This window comes from Mesorhizobium bavaricum, from assembly GCF_056781655.1.
On record NZ_CM165566.1, the window covers coordinates 6,582,291 to 6,598,242 of the forward strand.

Consider the following 15,952-nt stretch of genomic DNA (forward strand, 5'->3'; position numbering starts at 1 on the left):
CGATTTGCGCGAAGGCGACCTGCCTCGCCAGCCTGCAGGATGAGTGTCCGTGAATCAGAAACTGTTGGCCGGCGTGGATATCGGCGGCACCAAGACGCGCATCATGGCAAGCCGCGGCAGCCTGACGGTGGTTGACGAGACGATCATCACCGATGGCTGGCGGGTTCGCCAGATGGAGGCCGATGCGGTGAAGCTTGCCGGTATTGTCATCGATCTGTGCGGCGGCTCGGCCCCCGACGCCATGGCCGTCGGCGCCCATGGCTGCGACACGGATGAACAATGCCGGCGTTTTCAGGCGCTGTTGTCGCAGCAGACGAGCGGCAAGGTACAAGTGGTAAACGACGCGGAACTGATGGTTCCTGCCGCCGGCTTTGTGGACGGCGTCGGAGTTGTTGCGGGGACGGGATCGATCGCAGTGGCGCGGACAGCCGAGGGCAAGATGCTGGCTGCAGGGGGTTGGGGATGGATCCTCGGTGATGAAGGCAGTGCGGCGGCGCTGGTGCGCGAGGCAGCCAAGGCGATACGCGGCGTGCTCGATCGCGGCCAGGATGGCGACCCGCTGATTGGCGCGCTGATGCGCGAACTCGACACGGACGACCAGACCAAGCTTGGCATTCTGCTCAACGAGACGCGGGGCGCCGCAGTATGGGGCCGCTATGCCAATGCCGTCTTCGACGCGGCGGTCGCGGGCTCGCCGCTGGCGACCCGTGTCATCAGGGAAGGTGGAGCGGGGCTTGCCGCACTCGTCGAAGTGCTGATTGAACGCGGCGCGAACGCGGCGCTGGTCGTCGCCGGAGGTGGCGTCATCGCCGAGCAGCCCATGCTGATGGAGGCCTTTGTCGAGGCGATGGCATCGATTTCGCCCAGCAGTCAGGTGGTGCTGTTGCGCGAGCCGCCGGTGATCGGCGCCGTGGCGATCGCCAGACGCCTCGTCGCGGCTAGCGGCCGGGCCTCGCAGAGCGACGCATAACCGTGGAGTATGAATGATGATGAAGCGTATCGGCTACCGGGCAGCTGTCGCGCGACAGGCCGAGAGTCTTGAAGCAGGTGTGCGGGCGGTTGCCGGCGCACTCGAGGCCCTGGCCCTTGCCGATTTCAGCGGCAAGACGATTGGCTTTGCCGGCATCGGCGCCAGTTATCAGGCGGCGTTGGCGGGCGCGACCTATCTGCGTGCTTCTGGCACCAAGGCCTCCGCCTATTCGCCGACGGAACTTTACGGCAGGACCGGTGCCGCTGCCGAGGCTTTCATCGCACTCTCGGCATCGGGGCAAAGCCGTGAGATCGCCGATGTCATGGAGGAGGCCAGAGCCTATCCTCGTCTCGCCATCTGTCGCGGCAGCGACAATCCGTTGACCGCCATAACCGGCGCGGCAATCGCCACGGCATCGGGTGCCGACAACGGCGCCAGTTCGACAGGCTACACCGGCACATTGCTGGCACTGGGCATGCTGATCGACAGGATTGCCGGCAGCAAGCCGCCCTTCGCCTGGAAGCGGCTGCCGCCAATGGCCGCCACCGTGCTGGATGGTATAGACACTCCTGCCGGACAGGCTGCAGGCTTGCTCTCAGGCCGAACCTCGATCGATATCGTCGGAGCAGGCATCGGCTTTGCGAATGCCGGCGAGGCGGCCATATTGATCCGCGAGGCGGTTCGGATTCCCGCATCCGGTTGGGATACGCTGAACTACCTGCACGGTCCGATGGAATCCCAGGATCCGACCACTGGCCTCATTGTTTTCGGCGATGGTCGCGAAGTGCAGATCGCTCGCGATGTCGCCGCCTTCGGCTGTCCTTCTGTTCTTATCACGCACCGAACGGACATCGCGCCGCTGGACAAGCTCGTTGTCATCTCCATTCCGACGCTTGGCAATGCCATGGCAGACGGCATTCTGGAGATCATCGCCCTGCAGGCGATCGTTGGCGTGATGCAGGACGAAGCCGGCCTGACCGACATAACATTCCGCTACCGCCAGGCCGACACCAAGCTGAAGCCGTGGTCGCCGACCGAGCTCTAGAGTCTCACAAGGATGGCTGGCATCCGGCGCGGTCGACGCTTGGCCGGACACGTTCGCAGAAATTGTCAAAACACCGCACAATGAACTCGGCTTTGTTGATTCGTGATTTCAACGTCGAATTGCGACTAGACGCACCGGCGTTTTCAGGGTGGGTTGAACACCGCTTATGGCTTCACCAGAAATTCCCAGTCTGACTGAAAGTGCCCGCGCCGTCCTGCGCGTGCTCGCTTCACATGGACCGGTCACGCGCCCCAAGCTTGGCGCCATGCTCGACCTGTCGAAGCCGACCATGTCGGCAGCCGTGTCGGAACTCAGCGCCCTGGGGCTCGTTGCCTCGCGCGGGATCGAGCGCGGCGCCATCGGGCGTACGGCCACTATCTACGGCATCGGCCCAGGCGCCGGATGCGTGATCGGCATAGACGTGGGCGCAGCACAGGTGCGTGCCGTTGCCTATTCGATGGATGCCCAACCGCTGGCCGCGCTGGAAGAGACGATCCCGGAGGCGGGAACGACATATCCGGACGTTGTCGGCGCCGTGATCCTGTCGGTGACGAGGTCGATCCTTGCAAAGGTTGGAAAGAGCTTCCGCGTGCTGCGCAGCATCGCCGTTGCCGTGCCGCGCATCGTATCCCCCAGCCGTCTTGGCATGGACCACGTGAACGGTCCCGATGCTGTTCTTCGAGAGCTTCGGCGCCATTTCAAGGTGCCGATCATCCTCGAAAACAATGTCAACTGCGCAGCCATCGGCGAAATGCATTTTGGCGCCGCCCAAGGCCATCAGACATTTGCCTTTCTGCAAGTCGGCGTGCGGGTCGGTCTTGGGTTCATCACCGAAGGCCGCCTGTTCCGCGGAGCTGGTGGTGCCGCAGGGGAAGTCGGCCGCATGCCTTTTCCCTGGTCTGCGAGCGAGACGCCTTCCCGCGAAGGGCTGGAGCATTATCTTGGCTCGAAAGCGCTCGTTTCCCGTTGCCGGCAAGACTGGCCGGCCGATCAGGGCGAGCCGCCCGACTCAGCCAAGGAGTTGTTTGAGCGAGCAATAGCCGGATCGCCGCCTGCCCTCCTGTCGGTGGCGCGCCACGCCGCCGACATCGGCCGGCTGGCCGCCGGGTGCATAGGTGTGCTCGATCCGGGATTGATCGTGCTTGGCGGCGGCGTCGGACGAAATGCGTTGATGACGGCCGAGGTCGAGCGCGTCGCCAGCGAACTTGCCTGGCCCACGAGGATCGCGGTCAGCTCGCTCGAGGATAGCGGAACGGCGCTTGGCGCCACCAAGCTCGCGCTGGATTACAGCCTTGGGCTTCTCTTGCGCGAGGATCGCCATCCGGCCGTGGTCTTACCGCCGCTGCCAGCCGCATAGGCTTCGGACAGACCGTCGACACCGCATGAAGGACGATTGCGCAATCTGCGGCGGCGTCAATCAAGGCCCCACGGCGGTCGCGGAGTGAATGCCGCGAATCAGGAAATCGATCATGGCCCGGACCTTCGGGAGGGGAGCGGTCGGGCGGGTAGATCAGATGTATGCCGCCGAGGTCCGCGGCCGGTTGATCGAGCTTTATCTCTTCCAGCAAGCCTTGCCGGATTGCATCCGCGACGATGAATTGCGGCTCGTAAAGGACGACCAGGGTCTCACTATTTTGGCGACACATTGGCCCGCTGCCTCGCGGTGGGGGCTTGGGACTTTGGTGCACTCGGCAGGGCTCGAACCTGCATCTACCCGAGAGGTCCCGCTCTGTCCTAGATTGAGCTACGAGCGCTAATCTCCGCACGCTAATTGAACCAGGGTCGGTCGAACAATTTAGAGATTGGGGTAACTGCCACATGCATTGGACGTAGAGCAAGGTGCGGCGGACTGCCCATAAGTATCAGGAAGGACGGCGATGCCTTCTCAGAGTCGGGACCCATCCAATATTCAACTATGTCCTTTCGCCCAACCCCCTAAAACGGGCGAATATTCCAAGAGAACCATTGCCGAACGGGGGCGATTTGGCACCCTGCCCTGTCAGTCAATGCATTTATTGAAGAAGCCGATGGTAGAGTTGGCTGATTCTGAACCTAAGCCTCAAATCTGCATACTACCAGCAAGTCAGTTTGAAACTGCCGATCTGAACTTGCTGGGCGGTTGGCCATAGGCCTGACGGAAGAGCCTCGAGAAATGCGAGGCGTTTTCAAACCCGACTTCGATGGCGATCTCGATCATCGGAGCCCTGGTCTGCATCAGGAGGTGCTTCGCCCGCTCCAGACGCACCCTTGTGTAAACAACCGCTGGAGAACTGTTTGTCTTCTCCATGAAGAGGCGCTCGAGTTGCCTTCGGGACAGTCCGACCAAGGCCGCCAATTTCGGAATGGAGATTCTGTTCTCGACATGGTTCTCCATGATGATCAGCGCCGCCTTCAGCCTGGGATCGTGGCTCTCGATGGAAAGCGGTCTGCGCGGCTGGATGTCGGACGCCGAGCGCGCCTTCTCGATCTGCAGCACTTCGAGTGCGTTTGTCTCCGCCTCCCTGCTGATATGGCGTCTGACGATTGACGCCGCCATATCCGCAGCGCTGCTGCCGCCGGCACATGATCCCCTTGTGCGATCAAGATTGAACAGACGGTCCGCCCTGACCGCGTGGTCGGGGAAGCGCTCGCGGAAAGCCTGAAAGTGCAGCCAGCTGACGCAAGTCTGATGGTACTTCATCAGGCCGGCCTCGGCCAGGATGAACGTTCCGGTGCAGACTCCGATCAACGGAACTTTCGCAGCGGCTGCTCTCTTGAGGTAGCTGACTGTCTCGCTGTCGACCGGGAACTCGCTGTTCAGCAGCCCGCCCACGACGACGATATAGTTGAACTCACCCGGATCCACGAAATCCGATGTCGGCGCGACCTGGACTCCGCAACTGGAGGTGATCAGGTTTCGATTGCTCGCCAGGAGTTGCCAATCGGCGAAAACCCTGCCGGATTTGTCGGTCTCGTCGCTTGCCAATCTAAGCGTGTCGACGAACAGGGCGAATGCGGAGAGGGTGAAGGAGCGAGCGAGAACAAAGCCGATCTTCAACCGGTCGATCTCCGGAACGTCATTGACTGATTTCATGTCGGCTCGAACCTCTGGCTATTTGCCGGCAGCGCTGGGCGCAAAGCGCGATAGGTCTCCCGAGTACGCCTTATTCGACGGCATTGGCGACGTCAGACGCAATCATGGGATCAAGATGCGCACCACCCCCATTTTTAAAGACCGTGATCTCTGATGCCGTTTGTCGCACCAATGCCGCCGAAGGGACAAGGTCATAAAGATCTCCGCGCACATCAACACGTTTGATCGCGCCCGTAGCGATCGGCTGCATCAACTCGCCGATGCAAGCAATCGTCGTCTGCCGGCAATCTACAAACACCTTACCCTTTGCCGTCGTCTCACAGCCCTGCCGTCGACCCACCTACTGCTTCACCGAGGTGGAGGTGCCCCATGTATCCGACAGCACATAGCCTTGGGGATACGGATCGGTTGGATCGAGATAGTAGCTGTGCTCGCCCGTGATCCAGGCCCGGCCGGTGATCTCCGGAACGATTGCCTTGCGGCCCCCGATCTGCGTGAGTTCAACGATCCTGCCGGTGAAGCGCGAGCCGATGATCGATTCATGGATCAACACGTCGCCAACATTCATCAAGCCGCGAGCCTGCAGGACGGCCATGCGGGCCGATGTGCCGGTTCCGGTCGGGCTGCGGTCCGAGCGGCCCGGCGAGACGATGCAGGTGTTGCGGGTGACGTTGCCGGGACCCTGGAACGGCATGGCGAACTGCACGATCGACACGCCGCGCACATGGTCGAATTCCGGGTGGACGACATCGAGCTGTTCGCGCGCCGCCCGCCGGACCTTCTCGCCCGCCACCGCCAGTTCACGAGCCTCGTCGGGGGCGACCGAGAAGCCGAGCGCCTTGGCATCGACGATCGCATAGAACATGCCGCCATAGGCGACGTCGACCGTGAGCGTTCCCAGCCCTTCGACCTCGATGTTGGCATCGAGGCGATCGACAAAGGCAGGCGCGTTGCGGAAGGTGATCGACAGGCATTTGCCGTCGCGGCATTCGGCGCGCACTTCGATGACGCCACCCGGCATGTCGAGATTGAAGCGTGTCTCAGGCTCCTGCATCGGCACCATGCCGGTCTCGAGCAGCACCGTGGCGACACAGATCGTGTTGGAACCGGACATCGGAGGATATTCCGTCGGCTCCATGATGATGGCCCCTGCGACGCAATCCTCGCGGGTCGGTGGAACCAGGAGATTGACGTGCCGGGCAACGCTGCCGCGCGGCTCGCAGATCAGCATCCGCCTTATATGATCGTGATCACGTTCCATGGTGATCATCTTTTCCATCATCGTGCGGCCGGCAGGCGGCAGCACGCCGCCGACGATGACGTCGCCGATCTCGCCTTCGGCATGACAGCCGACGACACGAATAGAGGCTTTCGTACGCATTGTTTTTCCTTGTCGTTTGCAATGCCTTCACGGCGAAACGAGCAGCGAGTCCCGAAGTTCAGGCCCAGATGTCTCCCACGGTGAAACCTTCTGGGAAAGGATCATCGTTGTCCAACACGATCGTGTTCAGCCACGCGCGCGACGCTATCCATGCATCTGGTTCCGCCTACTTGATCTGGAAGCCGTGGGCCAACGGGTCGCGATCGTCGACGAATATCGTGTTGTGGCCGATGACCCGCGCCCAGCCGCCGACACTGGGCTTGATGCCCTTGAAGGGGCCTATCTCGGCCTCTGCCTCGATGCGGCCCTCGAAGACGGTGCCAATCAGGCTTTCCTGGCGGAACGTGTCGCCGACCTTCAGTCGTCCCTTCCCGTAGAGTTGCGCCAGGCGCGCCGAAGTCCCGGTGCCGCCCGGCGAACGGTCGATCGCCTTGTCGCCGTAAAACACCGCGCCGCGGCCGTCGGCCTTGCTGCTTGAGGGCGTGTCGCACCAGATGGCGTGGTCCACGCCGCGTATCCTGTCATCTTCGGGATGAACTGGATCGCAGACAGGTTTGAGCGCTTCGCGAAGACTACGGCTGAGGTCGACGATGGCGCTCGCCGACATGCCGTCCAGGCCTTCCCATGACTCCTGCGGCTCGACGACGGCGTAGTAGTTGCCGCCATAGGCGATGTCGACGACGAGCCGACCGAGACCAGGCACGTCGACGGCGACGTCGGCGGCATGCAGATAGCTGGCAACGTTGAACATCCGCACGGAGTCCACGAACTCGCCGGGCTTCTCGTATTCGATATCAACCCTGCCGGCCGAAGTCTCGATCGACAGCTTGCCGGGAATCCGGGGCGTTACCAGGCCCTCCTCGATTGCTGCCGTCACGAGGCCAATCGTGCCGGCGCCGCACATTGGCAGGCAGCCGCTGACTTCGATGAAGATCACGGCGAAGTCACAGTCCTCACGGTAGGCAGGATAGATGATCGCGCCTGACATGATGTCGTGCCCGCGCGGCTCGAACATCAATGCCTGTCGGATCCAGTCATGATCGCGGACGAACAGCTCGCGTCGTTCGGCGATCGGGATATGGGGCAGCAAGGGACCGCCTCCCGCGACCAGACGGACTGGATTGCCGCAGGTGTGAGAATCGATGCAGAAGAAACTGCGGCGCATGGGAATTCCTTTTCGGTTCAGGCGGCCTTCGCTGCGCCAGGCCTCTGGCTGCGCTGCAGAACGCCTCTGGAAACCCGGTCGAGAAGGATGGCGACGGCGACGATCGATAGGCCGGCTCTGAGGCCCAGGCCCATCTCCATCCGCGTCAATCCACGCGTCACCTCGGCTCCAAGACCTCCGGCTCCGACGAGGCCGGCCAGGACGACCATGGCCAACGACAAGAGAATGCACTGGTTGAGACCGACCAGGAGCGTCGGGGTGGCTGAAGGGATCTCGATCTTGAAAAGGATCGACCGCGGCGAGGCGCCGGTGGCCTGCCCGAGCTCCAGTAGGTCTTTCGGCACCTGGTTGAAGGCGAGCGTTGTCAGGCGCAGCATCGGCGGTATGCCGTAGACGATCGTCGCGATGATCGCCGGAACGCGGCCGAGGCTGAAGATCATCACGGCGGGAATGAGATAGACCCATGGCGGCACCGTCTGCATGATGTCCAGAACGGGTCGGATCGCGGCCTCGAACTTGCGGTAGCGTGATGCCAGAACGCCAAGTGGGAAGGCGACCGCCACGGAAATGATCACCGCCACCGTCACCAGCGCCAGCGTCTGCATCGACGCGGTCCAGAAACCCGCCAGCAGGCAGAACGTGAGCGCGATGGCCGTCACCACCGAGACTCTGACGCTGACGAAGAACGTAGCGAGAAGGATAGCCAAGACGATGGTCGCGTAGGGCGGCGGGTAAAGCAGGGCGGTTTCGATGGCGCCCAGCACCGCCTCGATCAGCTTGGTCACGGCGTCGAAGAACGGATGGAAGTTCTTGTTCAGCCAATCAACGGCAGGGGCGAGGTAAGCGCCCGGCGAAAACTGGAGCAGATCAGGATTCATCATGCGTCTCCTTGGCGCGCCGCGCCACGCTCTGCGTGAGCCTGTCGAGCACCATGGTCAGGATGACGATCGCAATAGCGGCGTTGATCGACGTGGCGATGTCGAGCGTGCGCACCGCCGAATAGATCGTCTCTCCCAGGCCGCCAGACCCGACGATACCTGCAATAACGACCATGCCGAATGCCATCATCAGGCATTGGTTGATCCCGACCATGATGCTTGGGATGGCGAAAGGGAGCCTGATCTTGGTAAACATCTGCCAGGGTGTCAGGCCGCTTGCCTGGCCAAGCTCTATGAATTCGTGCGGCGTCATCCGGATGCCAAGAGAGGTGAGCCGGATGGCGGGAGGCATCGCGACGATGAAGGTTGCAACGAGTGCTGTCGCAGCCCCGTAGCCGAGCAGCGCGATTGCCGGAAGAAGATAGATGTAGGGCGGCATGGTTTGGATCAGGTCGAGTATCGGCTCGAGAAAGCGGTCAAACGCCCTGACGAAGCCAGCCACTATTCCAATGGGGATGCCGAAAAGAAGAGCGAGGATCGTGGCAGTGATCACCAGGGCCAATGTGCTCATGGTTTCGCTCCAAAGCCCCATGACGGCGCAGAAGATCATGGCAAGCCCCGCCAGGATGCCCGCGAAGGCGTTGATCAAGCGCCATCCAAGCAGGGCGGCAATGATCGCGATGACGTAAAACGGTGCGAGCTGAAGAAGCCAGAGGACGCCGTCATAGGTGCCTTCGAGCACGGCCCTGACAGAGTCAAACAGCCACTCGCCGTTGTCGCTGATCCAGCCAAGTGCATTGTCCGTCCAGCTGTCAAAAGTATCCGTGATGGTCGAGATGTCCATTTCGCTTCTCCCGAGCCTAGGCGGCGGTTGGCGTGCCGGCGACGCCCCGGAGCAAGCCACGAATGGTCACGACACCGATGACGGCTCCGTTCTCGACGACCGATATCGCGTCGCGATCGGACTGCATGGTGAGATCGATGAGCGCGGCGATATCGGCCTCCGGCGAGGTGCGAAGAAGCGCGTTCACGTCGCAATTCGGCTCTGCCGCCTTGAATTCGGCAACCGGACGCATGACGGAGTGTGCCTTGACCAGGTGGATCCTGGAGATGCCCGCCACGAAATCTGAGACGTAGTCGTCGGCGGGCCTGGTTACGATCTCCTCCGCCGTTCCGACCTGGACAATGACACCGTCCTTCATGATGGCGATGCGGTCGCCGATGCGGATGGCTTCCTCAAGATCATGGGTGATGAAAACGGCGGACTTGCCCAGCGACTTCGTCAGCTGTCGGAATTCGTCCTGCAACTGGCGCCGGATGAGCGGATCGAGGGCGCTAAACGGCTCGTCCATGAGGATGATCTCCGGGTCTGCCGCCAGCGCCCGGGCGAGACCGACACGCTGCTGCATGCCGCCGGACAGTTCTTTCGGATAGCGCGAAGTCCAGTCGCCAAGTCCAACTTTTTCGAGGGCCGCGCGGGCGGTCCTGTTGCGCTCGTCTGTCGCGACGCCGCGTACCTCGAGACCGAAGCCGGCGTTCTCGAGAACCGTCCGGTTGGGGAGCAGCGCCACGCTCTGAAACACCATGCCGATGTTGCGGGAGCGCATTTCGCGCAGCTCCGCCGGATTGAGCTTCGCGATCTCCTTTCCTTTTACCGTGATCTTGCCGAGGCTTGGTTCGATCAGGCGGTTGAGGAGGCGGATCAACGTCGACTTGCCGCTCCCCGACAGCCCCATGATGCAGAAGATCTCGCCGCGGCGGACCTGCAGGCTGGCGTCGGAGACGCCGACCACGCAGTCGAAGTCCTGCAGCACCTGTTTCTTGGACAGTCCACGTTCGGAGATGGCCTTGACCGCCGCCTGGGCGCGGGCGCCGAATATCTTCCATACCGACTGGCAGTCGACCAGCACTTCGCTGGAGTCGTTCATCGCAGTGTTCATCGCGTTCCCCACGGGCCGGTTTGGCGGCGGCCTTCATGTTTTCGTTGCTCCGAACGGGCCGCCGATGTCGGCGGCCCGCCGTTTCGACGACTACTGGGTCTTGATGTTTTCCCAGCGCTTCAGGAGGTCGGCATGGCTGTCGGTCCAGGCCTTGATGGCCTCGTCCATGGTCTTGCCCTCGTTGACGGCAGAGTTGATCGCGGTGATGTCGGCAAGCGGCACGTAGACGCTGGCGATCACTTCGCGTGCATGTGGATTGTCGGCGGAGAAGCCCTTCTTGCCGATCCAGTAATAGCTCTGCGGCGGCGGGAAGACGGCCTTCGGGTCCTTGAGGAACTTGACGTCATATTTCTGCATCATCCAGGAGGGCTCCCAGATGGTGACGGCGATCCATTCCTTGCGGTCGACGGCCGACTTGAGCGCTGCGGTCATGGCAGCGGTGCTGCCCTCAACGAGTTGCAGTTTCAGGTCGTATGCCTTCACCGAGTTTGCCGTATCGCGCATCAGACCCGAACCGGGCTCGATGCCGACGATCTTGCCGCCGAACTTGTCGGCGTTGTCGTTGAGCTGGTCCATGGAGTCGATGCTCACGTATTTCGGTACCGCCACGCCCTGGAACAGGCCATGCGAAACCGGGGAGATCTTCTCGAGCTTCTTCTTGTTCTTGTCCCAGTAGTCCTGGGCGACGTAGTCCGTCTGCGAGGCCAGGAGCTGGATGTCGCCCTTGGTAAGTGCGGCGTAGGCGATGCCCCACTCGGAAAAGTCCACCACCTTCACGGTGTAGCCGGAGTCTTCGAGCACTTTCTTGGTGATGCCCGTGATGGGGGTGAGGTCCTCCCAGGACATCGTGCCCATGGTAATGGTCTTTTCTTCCGCCTGAGCGGACAGCATGGTCATACCGACCATCGCGGCAGCGCAGAGCGCTTTCCACAACGTCTTCATTTTACTCACTCCTTTGTCTTTTGTTCCCATTCTCTTTGAAGACTTTTGCGGTCGGCTCGGTCTTCACATTGCGCGGCGAGGGTCATCCCTCGCGGCCTGCACGCAATTCCTGCAATCGGATCACGGTATTCACGCCAAGCCATGCAAGCGGCTCCGGAGGGAGCCTCTTGGGCTCCGGCTGATCCGAGAATTCGTCGAGCATGTGCGAGCGGGTGCCGGTCGCCAGATCGGCGGCCATGACGCCCGCGAGCGTGCTTTTCACGGTCCCGAGGCCGTTCTCGCAGCACGCCGAATAGAGGCCTTCTTCGATCTCGCCGAAGGCGGGCACATGGTTGCGGCTGAGGCAAAGCCGTCCGGCCCAGACATGCTCGAAAGGCACGTCCCTGAGGTCGGGAAACCTGGCGTCCAGCGAAGTCCGCTGCTCGGCGGCGATCCCGGCCAGGCGCTTCTCACCGACCTGGACGGCCCAGTCGTAGGTGAACCGGGTCCGGATCACGATCCGCGAGCTTCCATCGGAGCTAATCTTCCTGACGGTCGCGCCCATTGGATCGGCCGGAAGCAACGCCCACCTGTCCTTGCCCGTCGATCTTTCGGTGAAGGGCGCGGTCATCGATGCGTAAGTGAAGATGTGCATCAAGCGGCCGCGGAAATGACCGAAGTCCTCGATGTGGCCGTTGACGCCGAGGATGACTTTCGGCGCGGTGATGCTGCCTCGATGCGATATGGCCTTCCACGCCCCGCCGACACGCTCAAGTCTGAGCACCGGCGAGTGCTCGAATATGTCGACCTTCGATGCCAGCCCGGCTGCCAAGCCGCGAATATAGTCGGCGGGCTGGATCACCACCGCGCCTGGCGTGTAGAGACCTCCCAGATAGTAGGACGATCCGGTGATCTCCCGCATCTCGGCCGCATCCACAAAGCGGTGCTCCTCGCCGATGCTAGCGAGCGAGCGGCCATAATTTGCGTTGAGTCTTATCCCGCGCTCTGTCGCGGCAGCATTGATCTTGCCCGACGGATCGAAGGTCCGCACCGACATGTCATACTCGGCCGCAGCGTCGGCGGCGAAGGAGATCGCAAAACGGTTCTGGGCGATCTCCGTCTTTGTCGCGGCCCCGTCGGCGACAGAATACTCGCCCGACGAGATATTGTGCGGGACATCGATCATGTAGCCGGAGTTCCGGCCCGCGGTGCCCTTGGCGATCTCCCCCGCCTCCAGCAGGACGATCCTCTCGCCGGGCCGCAACTGAGACAGCCGCCGCGCCGCGGAGAGGCCGGCGAAGCCCGCACCGATGATCAGCCAGTCGGCCGACACGTTGCCGTCGAGCGTCCGGACGGGGAAGCAGCGTCCGCTGAGCGCCTCCCAGCCCGAGGTTCCGGATTCCGCCGGAAGCCGCTTGACGACGATTTCGTTCATCTGACGGTCTCGTCGACCGAACGATCCGAGACGTCGATCCAGACCGTCTTCAATTCGCAGTAGTTGTCATGCGCGAAAACCGACTTGTCGCGGCCCCCGAAGCCGGACTCCTTGTAGCCGCCGAACGGCGTCGTCGCGTCGCCTTCGCCAAAGCAGTTGACGGTTACGACGCCGGCTCGGATTTCGCGCGCAAGCTTGATCGCCCTGCGCAGGCTGCCGGTGTAGACGGATGCGGTCAGGCCATAGTTCGTGTCATTGGCGAGCGCCACGGCTTCGGCAAGCGAATTGAACGTCGTGACCGAAAGGATCGGTCCGAAAATCTCCTCCCGAAACAGGCGGCTTGCGGGCGTAACTCCGTCGACGACGGTCGGCTCGATATAGATGCCCTTGTGCGTGGCCCCGCCATGGGCGATGGCGAGCTTTTCGGTCTTCACGTCACCGAGGAAGGATTTTACCTTCTCGAAATGGCTCTTGCTGACGAGTGCGCCGATGCGATTTTCCGGATCGAGCGGATCGCCCGTCTTCCAATCGCGCATGTAGGCGCCGATGCGCTGCAGCAACTCGTCCTTGATGCTGGCGTGAACGATGAGCCGCGACGTCGCCGAACAGTTCTCGCCCATGTTCCAGAACGCGCCGTTGACCACCTGCTCGGCGACGAGGTCGAGATCTTCGGCATCGTCGAGAACCACCGCCGGGTTCTTGCCGCCGCATTCGAGGACGACGCGCTTGAGGTTGGAGTCCGCTGCGTAGTGCAGGAAGCGGCGACCTGTCGGTGTCGATCCGGTGAACGCGACCATGTCGACGTCCATATGCATGCCGATCGGTTCGCCGACCTCCTTGCCGCCGCCCGTGACAACATTGAAGACGCCCGCCGGGATACCCGCCTCATGCGCCAGTTCGGCGACCCGAAGCGTCGTCAGCGTCGTCTCCTGTGCGGGCTTCACGAGCACCGAGCATCCCGCGGCAAGTGCTGGACCGATTTTCCAGGCCAGCATCAGCAGCGGAAAGTTCCAGGGCAGGACGCAGCCGACGACGCCGACCGGTTCGCGCACGACCATCGTCAGCGCGTTCGAACCCACGGGAGCGACGCTGTCATAGAGCTTGTCGATCAGTTCGGCGTGCCAGCGGACGGTGTGGATCGTATCCGGAACATCGACGGTCTGGCATTCGCGGACCGGCTTGCCGCTGTCGAGGCTCTCCATGACCGCAAGCTCGTGGCGGTTGTCCTCCATGAGCTTGGCGAACTTGATCAGCACGGCCTTGCGCTCGCCGGGCGAGCGGAGATGCCAGCGTCCGTCGTCGAAGGCTTGCCTGGCCTTGGCCACGGCGAAATCGACATCGGTGGCATCGCATGCCGCGATCTCGGCAAGCGTGTCGCCCGTCGCCGGATTGGTCGTCTTGAATGTCTTGCCGGAATTCGCCGGACGGAACGCGCCGTCGATGAAGGCATTGGTCGGAAATTGAAGGCCTGCGGCAATCGCCTTGTATTCTGCGGCGGTCAAAGGTTCATGCATGGTTTGCTCCCGACGTGATCTGGGCGACCGTGCGCTTCAAGGTGGCGACGACGGTCTGGAGACCCCGCTTTTCTTCCGAGTTGAGAGGGCGCAGCGGCGCCCGCACAGGGCCGGCCTTGAGGCCGATCAGCTCACAGCCATGCTTGATCGACTGCACGAACTTCCCGCATTCGAGGAAATCCATGAGCGGCAGCATCGCCGTCATGATGGCGCGGCCCTTGTCGAAGTTCTTTTCGAGGACGCAGGCCTCGTAAAGTGCGACGTGTTCGCGCGGCAGAAAATTGGAGCCGGCGCAAACCCAGCTCCTGGCGCCCCATGCAAAGAATTCGAGCGCCTGGTCATCCCAGCCGCAAGAAAGCGCGATATGCGGGAATTTCCGCGCCAGCAAATGGAGGTTGCCCATCTCGCCGGAGCTCTCCTTGATGGCGACGACGTTCCTGGATTTGCCGACGCGGGAGAAGTAGTCCTCCCTCATCGTCACCCCCATGCGGGCGGGGTAGTTGTAGAGCATGATCGGAAGGTTCGCGGCGCGGTCGACCGTGAGCGCGTGAACCGCATTCTCACGTTCCGTAGGCAAGGCGTATGGCGGCGACGACACAAGGATAGCGTCGGCTCCGATTTCCTTTGCCGCCTTGGCGTATTCGACCGAGTCTTCGGTCCTGATGGCGCCCGTTCCAATGATGAGCGGAATCCGGGTACCAATCACCTCCTTGGCATAGGCGGCGAGATCAAATCGCTCCTCGGCACTCTGGGCGTAGTATTCACCCGTCGATCCGCCAACGATGATGCCGTGCACCCCGGCTTCGATGAGCGACTCCAGAACAGCCGCGAAGGCGTCACGGTCTATCTGCCCCTTCGGGTCGAGAGGTGTGATAGCGGGGGTGTAGATACCTTCGAACTTCAAGACGGCTCCTCCGTCGATGCGGCGGGCATTCCGACCAGCGCGTCCGCCTTCAATCCTTGCGGGGCGATAAACATCTCCATGTTCTCGCGCGACAGTTCCCAGTGCTCAAATACGAGGTCGACGACCGTGTCCTCGTCATGCGAGCCGATGGCGGCGATGAAGCCATCATGGTGGTCCGCAGCGAGCCGCAGACGCCGGTGCATGTCATCAGTACGGGGCCGGAAGAAAGTGTGGCCGATGCGAGCGTGGTCGATCAGCAGTCGGCCAAGGCTCGGCTGCAGGTAGGCGTTGCCCGACATCTCGCCGATGATCTCATGGAAGCGATTGTTCTCGAGAACCATGGCGAATGCGTCGCCGGTGACGCTTGCCGTACGGAACCGCTCCTGCGTGTCCGTGAGGTCTGCAAGTTGCTTCGGCTTGAAATTCTGGACCGCCAGGCGGCCGATCGCGGCATAGATCATCGGCGCGACCAGGAAGAAGTGCCTGAGCGTCTGATGGTTCATGGGGACAACGCGTGCGCCGCGATTGGCACGGATATCGATATAGCCCTCCCCCTCGAGCCGGCGAAAAATCTCCCGCACAGGCGTTCGAGATAGGCCGTAGCGCTCGCTGAGGCTCACCTCATCGAGATCCTGATCGGGGTCGAGTTCCATCGTCAGGATCTGCCGCTTCAGATCGTCGTACAGACCGTTCTTCCCGCTCTTCATCGAGACCTCCGTCTGAGTT

15 protein-coding genes and 1 tRNA gene are annotated in these 15,952 nt (G+C 62.2%); 3 read left to right on the top strand and 13 right to left on the bottom strand.

Annotated elements, in window-relative coordinates; all coding sequences use genetic code 11:
- Nucleotides 1–49: 49 nt before the first annotated feature.
- The 3 genes from AC1RZR_RS31895 (at nt 50) to AC1RZR_RS31905 (ending at nt 3,372) form a co-directional block, all read left to right on the top strand.
- Nucleotides 50–970 (top strand): BadF/BadG/BcrA/BcrD ATPase family protein, encoded by a 921-nt coding sequence (locus tag AC1RZR_RS31895; protein WP_477271258.1) that lies wholly within the window; start codon nt 50–52, stop codon nt 968–970.
- 13 nt (nt 971–983) lie between these two features.
- Nucleotides 984–2,015, top strand: a complete 1,032-nt coding sequence (locus tag AC1RZR_RS31900) for an SIS domain-containing protein (RefSeq protein WP_477271260.1) — start codon at nt 984–986, stop codon at nt 2,013–2,015.
- A gap of 166 nt (nt 2,016–2,181) precedes the next feature.
- Nucleotides 2,182–3,372, top strand: a complete 1,191-nt coding sequence (locus AC1RZR_RS31905; RefSeq protein WP_477271262.1) for an ROK family transcriptional regulator — start codon at nt 2,182–2,184, stop codon at nt 3,370–3,372.
- Between the two features lie 323 nt (nt 3,373–3,695).
- Here AC1RZR_RS31905 and AC1RZR_RS31910 read toward each other — a convergent pair.
- From AC1RZR_RS31910 to AC1RZR_RS31970, 13 genes are all read right to left on the bottom strand, one after another.
- Nucleotides 3,696–3,769: transfer RNA gene (locus tag AC1RZR_RS31910), tRNA-OTHER, on the bottom strand.
- Between the two features lie 329 nt (nt 3,770–4,098).
- Nucleotides 4,099–5,088 carry a GlxA family transcriptional regulator gene (locus AC1RZR_RS31915; RefSeq protein WP_477271264.1) on the bottom strand — a complete coding sequence of 330 codons (990 nt, stop codon included), beginning with the start codon at nt 5,086–5,088 and terminating at the stop codon, nt 4,099–4,101.
- 70 nt (nt 5,089–5,158) lie between these two features.
- The gene (locus AC1RZR_RS31920; RefSeq protein WP_481827108.1) at nt 5,159–5,428 is read right to left on the bottom strand and encodes a hypothetical protein; all 270 of its coding nucleotides are present in this window, start codon (nt 5,426–5,428) and stop codon (nt 5,159–5,161) included.
- Entirely contained in the window at nt 5,429–6,469 is a 1,041-nt protein-coding gene (locus AC1RZR_RS31925) for a proline racemase family protein (protein WP_481827109.1), read from the bottom strand. It abuts the gene before it with no gap.
- A 166-nt stretch (nt 6,470–6,635) separates the two neighbouring features.
- A complete protein-coding gene (locus tag AC1RZR_RS31930; RefSeq protein WP_481827110.1) occupies nt 6,636–7,634 on the bottom strand; it encodes a 4-hydroxyproline epimerase in 999 nt (332 codons plus the stop codon).
- A 17-nt stretch (nt 7,635–7,651) separates the two neighbouring features.
- Complete coding sequence (locus AC1RZR_RS31935; protein WP_481827111.1) at nt 7,652–8,512, bottom strand: ABC transporter permease; 861 nt, start codon at nt 8,510–8,512, stop codon at nt 7,652–7,654.
- Nucleotides 8,502–9,356 (bottom strand): ABC transporter permease, encoded by an 855-nt coding sequence (locus tag AC1RZR_RS31940; protein ID WP_481827112.1) that lies wholly within the window; start codon nt 9,354–9,356, stop codon nt 8,502–8,504. The genes AC1RZR_RS31935 and AC1RZR_RS31940 overlap by 11 nt, the downstream gene beginning before the upstream one ends.
- A 16-nt stretch (nt 9,357–9,372) precedes the next feature.
- On the bottom strand, nt 9,373–10,452 hold the full coding sequence (locus AC1RZR_RS31945; RefSeq protein WP_481827113.1) for a quaternary amine ABC transporter ATP-binding protein: 1,080 nt from the start codon (nt 10,450–10,452) through the stop codon (nt 9,373–9,375).
- Between the two features lie 90 nt (nt 10,453–10,542).
- Nucleotides 10,543–11,394 (bottom strand): glycine betaine ABC transporter substrate-binding protein, encoded by an 852-nt coding sequence (locus AC1RZR_RS31950; protein WP_477271278.1) that lies wholly within the window; start codon nt 11,392–11,394, stop codon nt 10,543–10,545.
- An 82-nt stretch (nt 11,395–11,476) separates the two neighbouring features.
- Nucleotides 11,477–12,808, bottom strand: coding sequence for an NAD(P)/FAD-dependent oxidoreductase (locus AC1RZR_RS31955; RefSeq protein WP_481827114.1), 1,332 nt, complete (start codon nt 12,806–12,808; stop codon nt 11,477–11,479).
- A complete protein-coding gene (locus AC1RZR_RS31960; protein WP_481827115.1) occupies nt 12,805–14,322 on the bottom strand; it encodes an aldehyde dehydrogenase in 1,518 nt (505 codons plus the stop codon). Before AC1RZR_RS31960 ends, AC1RZR_RS31955 begins: the two co-directional genes overlap by 4 nt.
- A complete protein-coding gene (locus tag AC1RZR_RS31965; RefSeq protein WP_481827116.1) occupies nt 14,315–15,226 on the bottom strand; it encodes a dihydrodipicolinate synthase family protein in 912 nt (303 codons plus the stop codon). The genes AC1RZR_RS31960 and AC1RZR_RS31965 overlap by 8 nt, the downstream gene beginning before the upstream one ends.
- A complete protein-coding gene (locus AC1RZR_RS31970; RefSeq protein WP_477272074.1) occupies nt 15,223–15,933 on the bottom strand; it encodes a GntR family transcriptional regulator in 711 nt (236 codons plus the stop codon). Before AC1RZR_RS31970 ends, AC1RZR_RS31965 begins: the two co-directional genes overlap by 4 nt.
- Nucleotides 15,934–15,952: the final 19 nt, after the last annotated feature.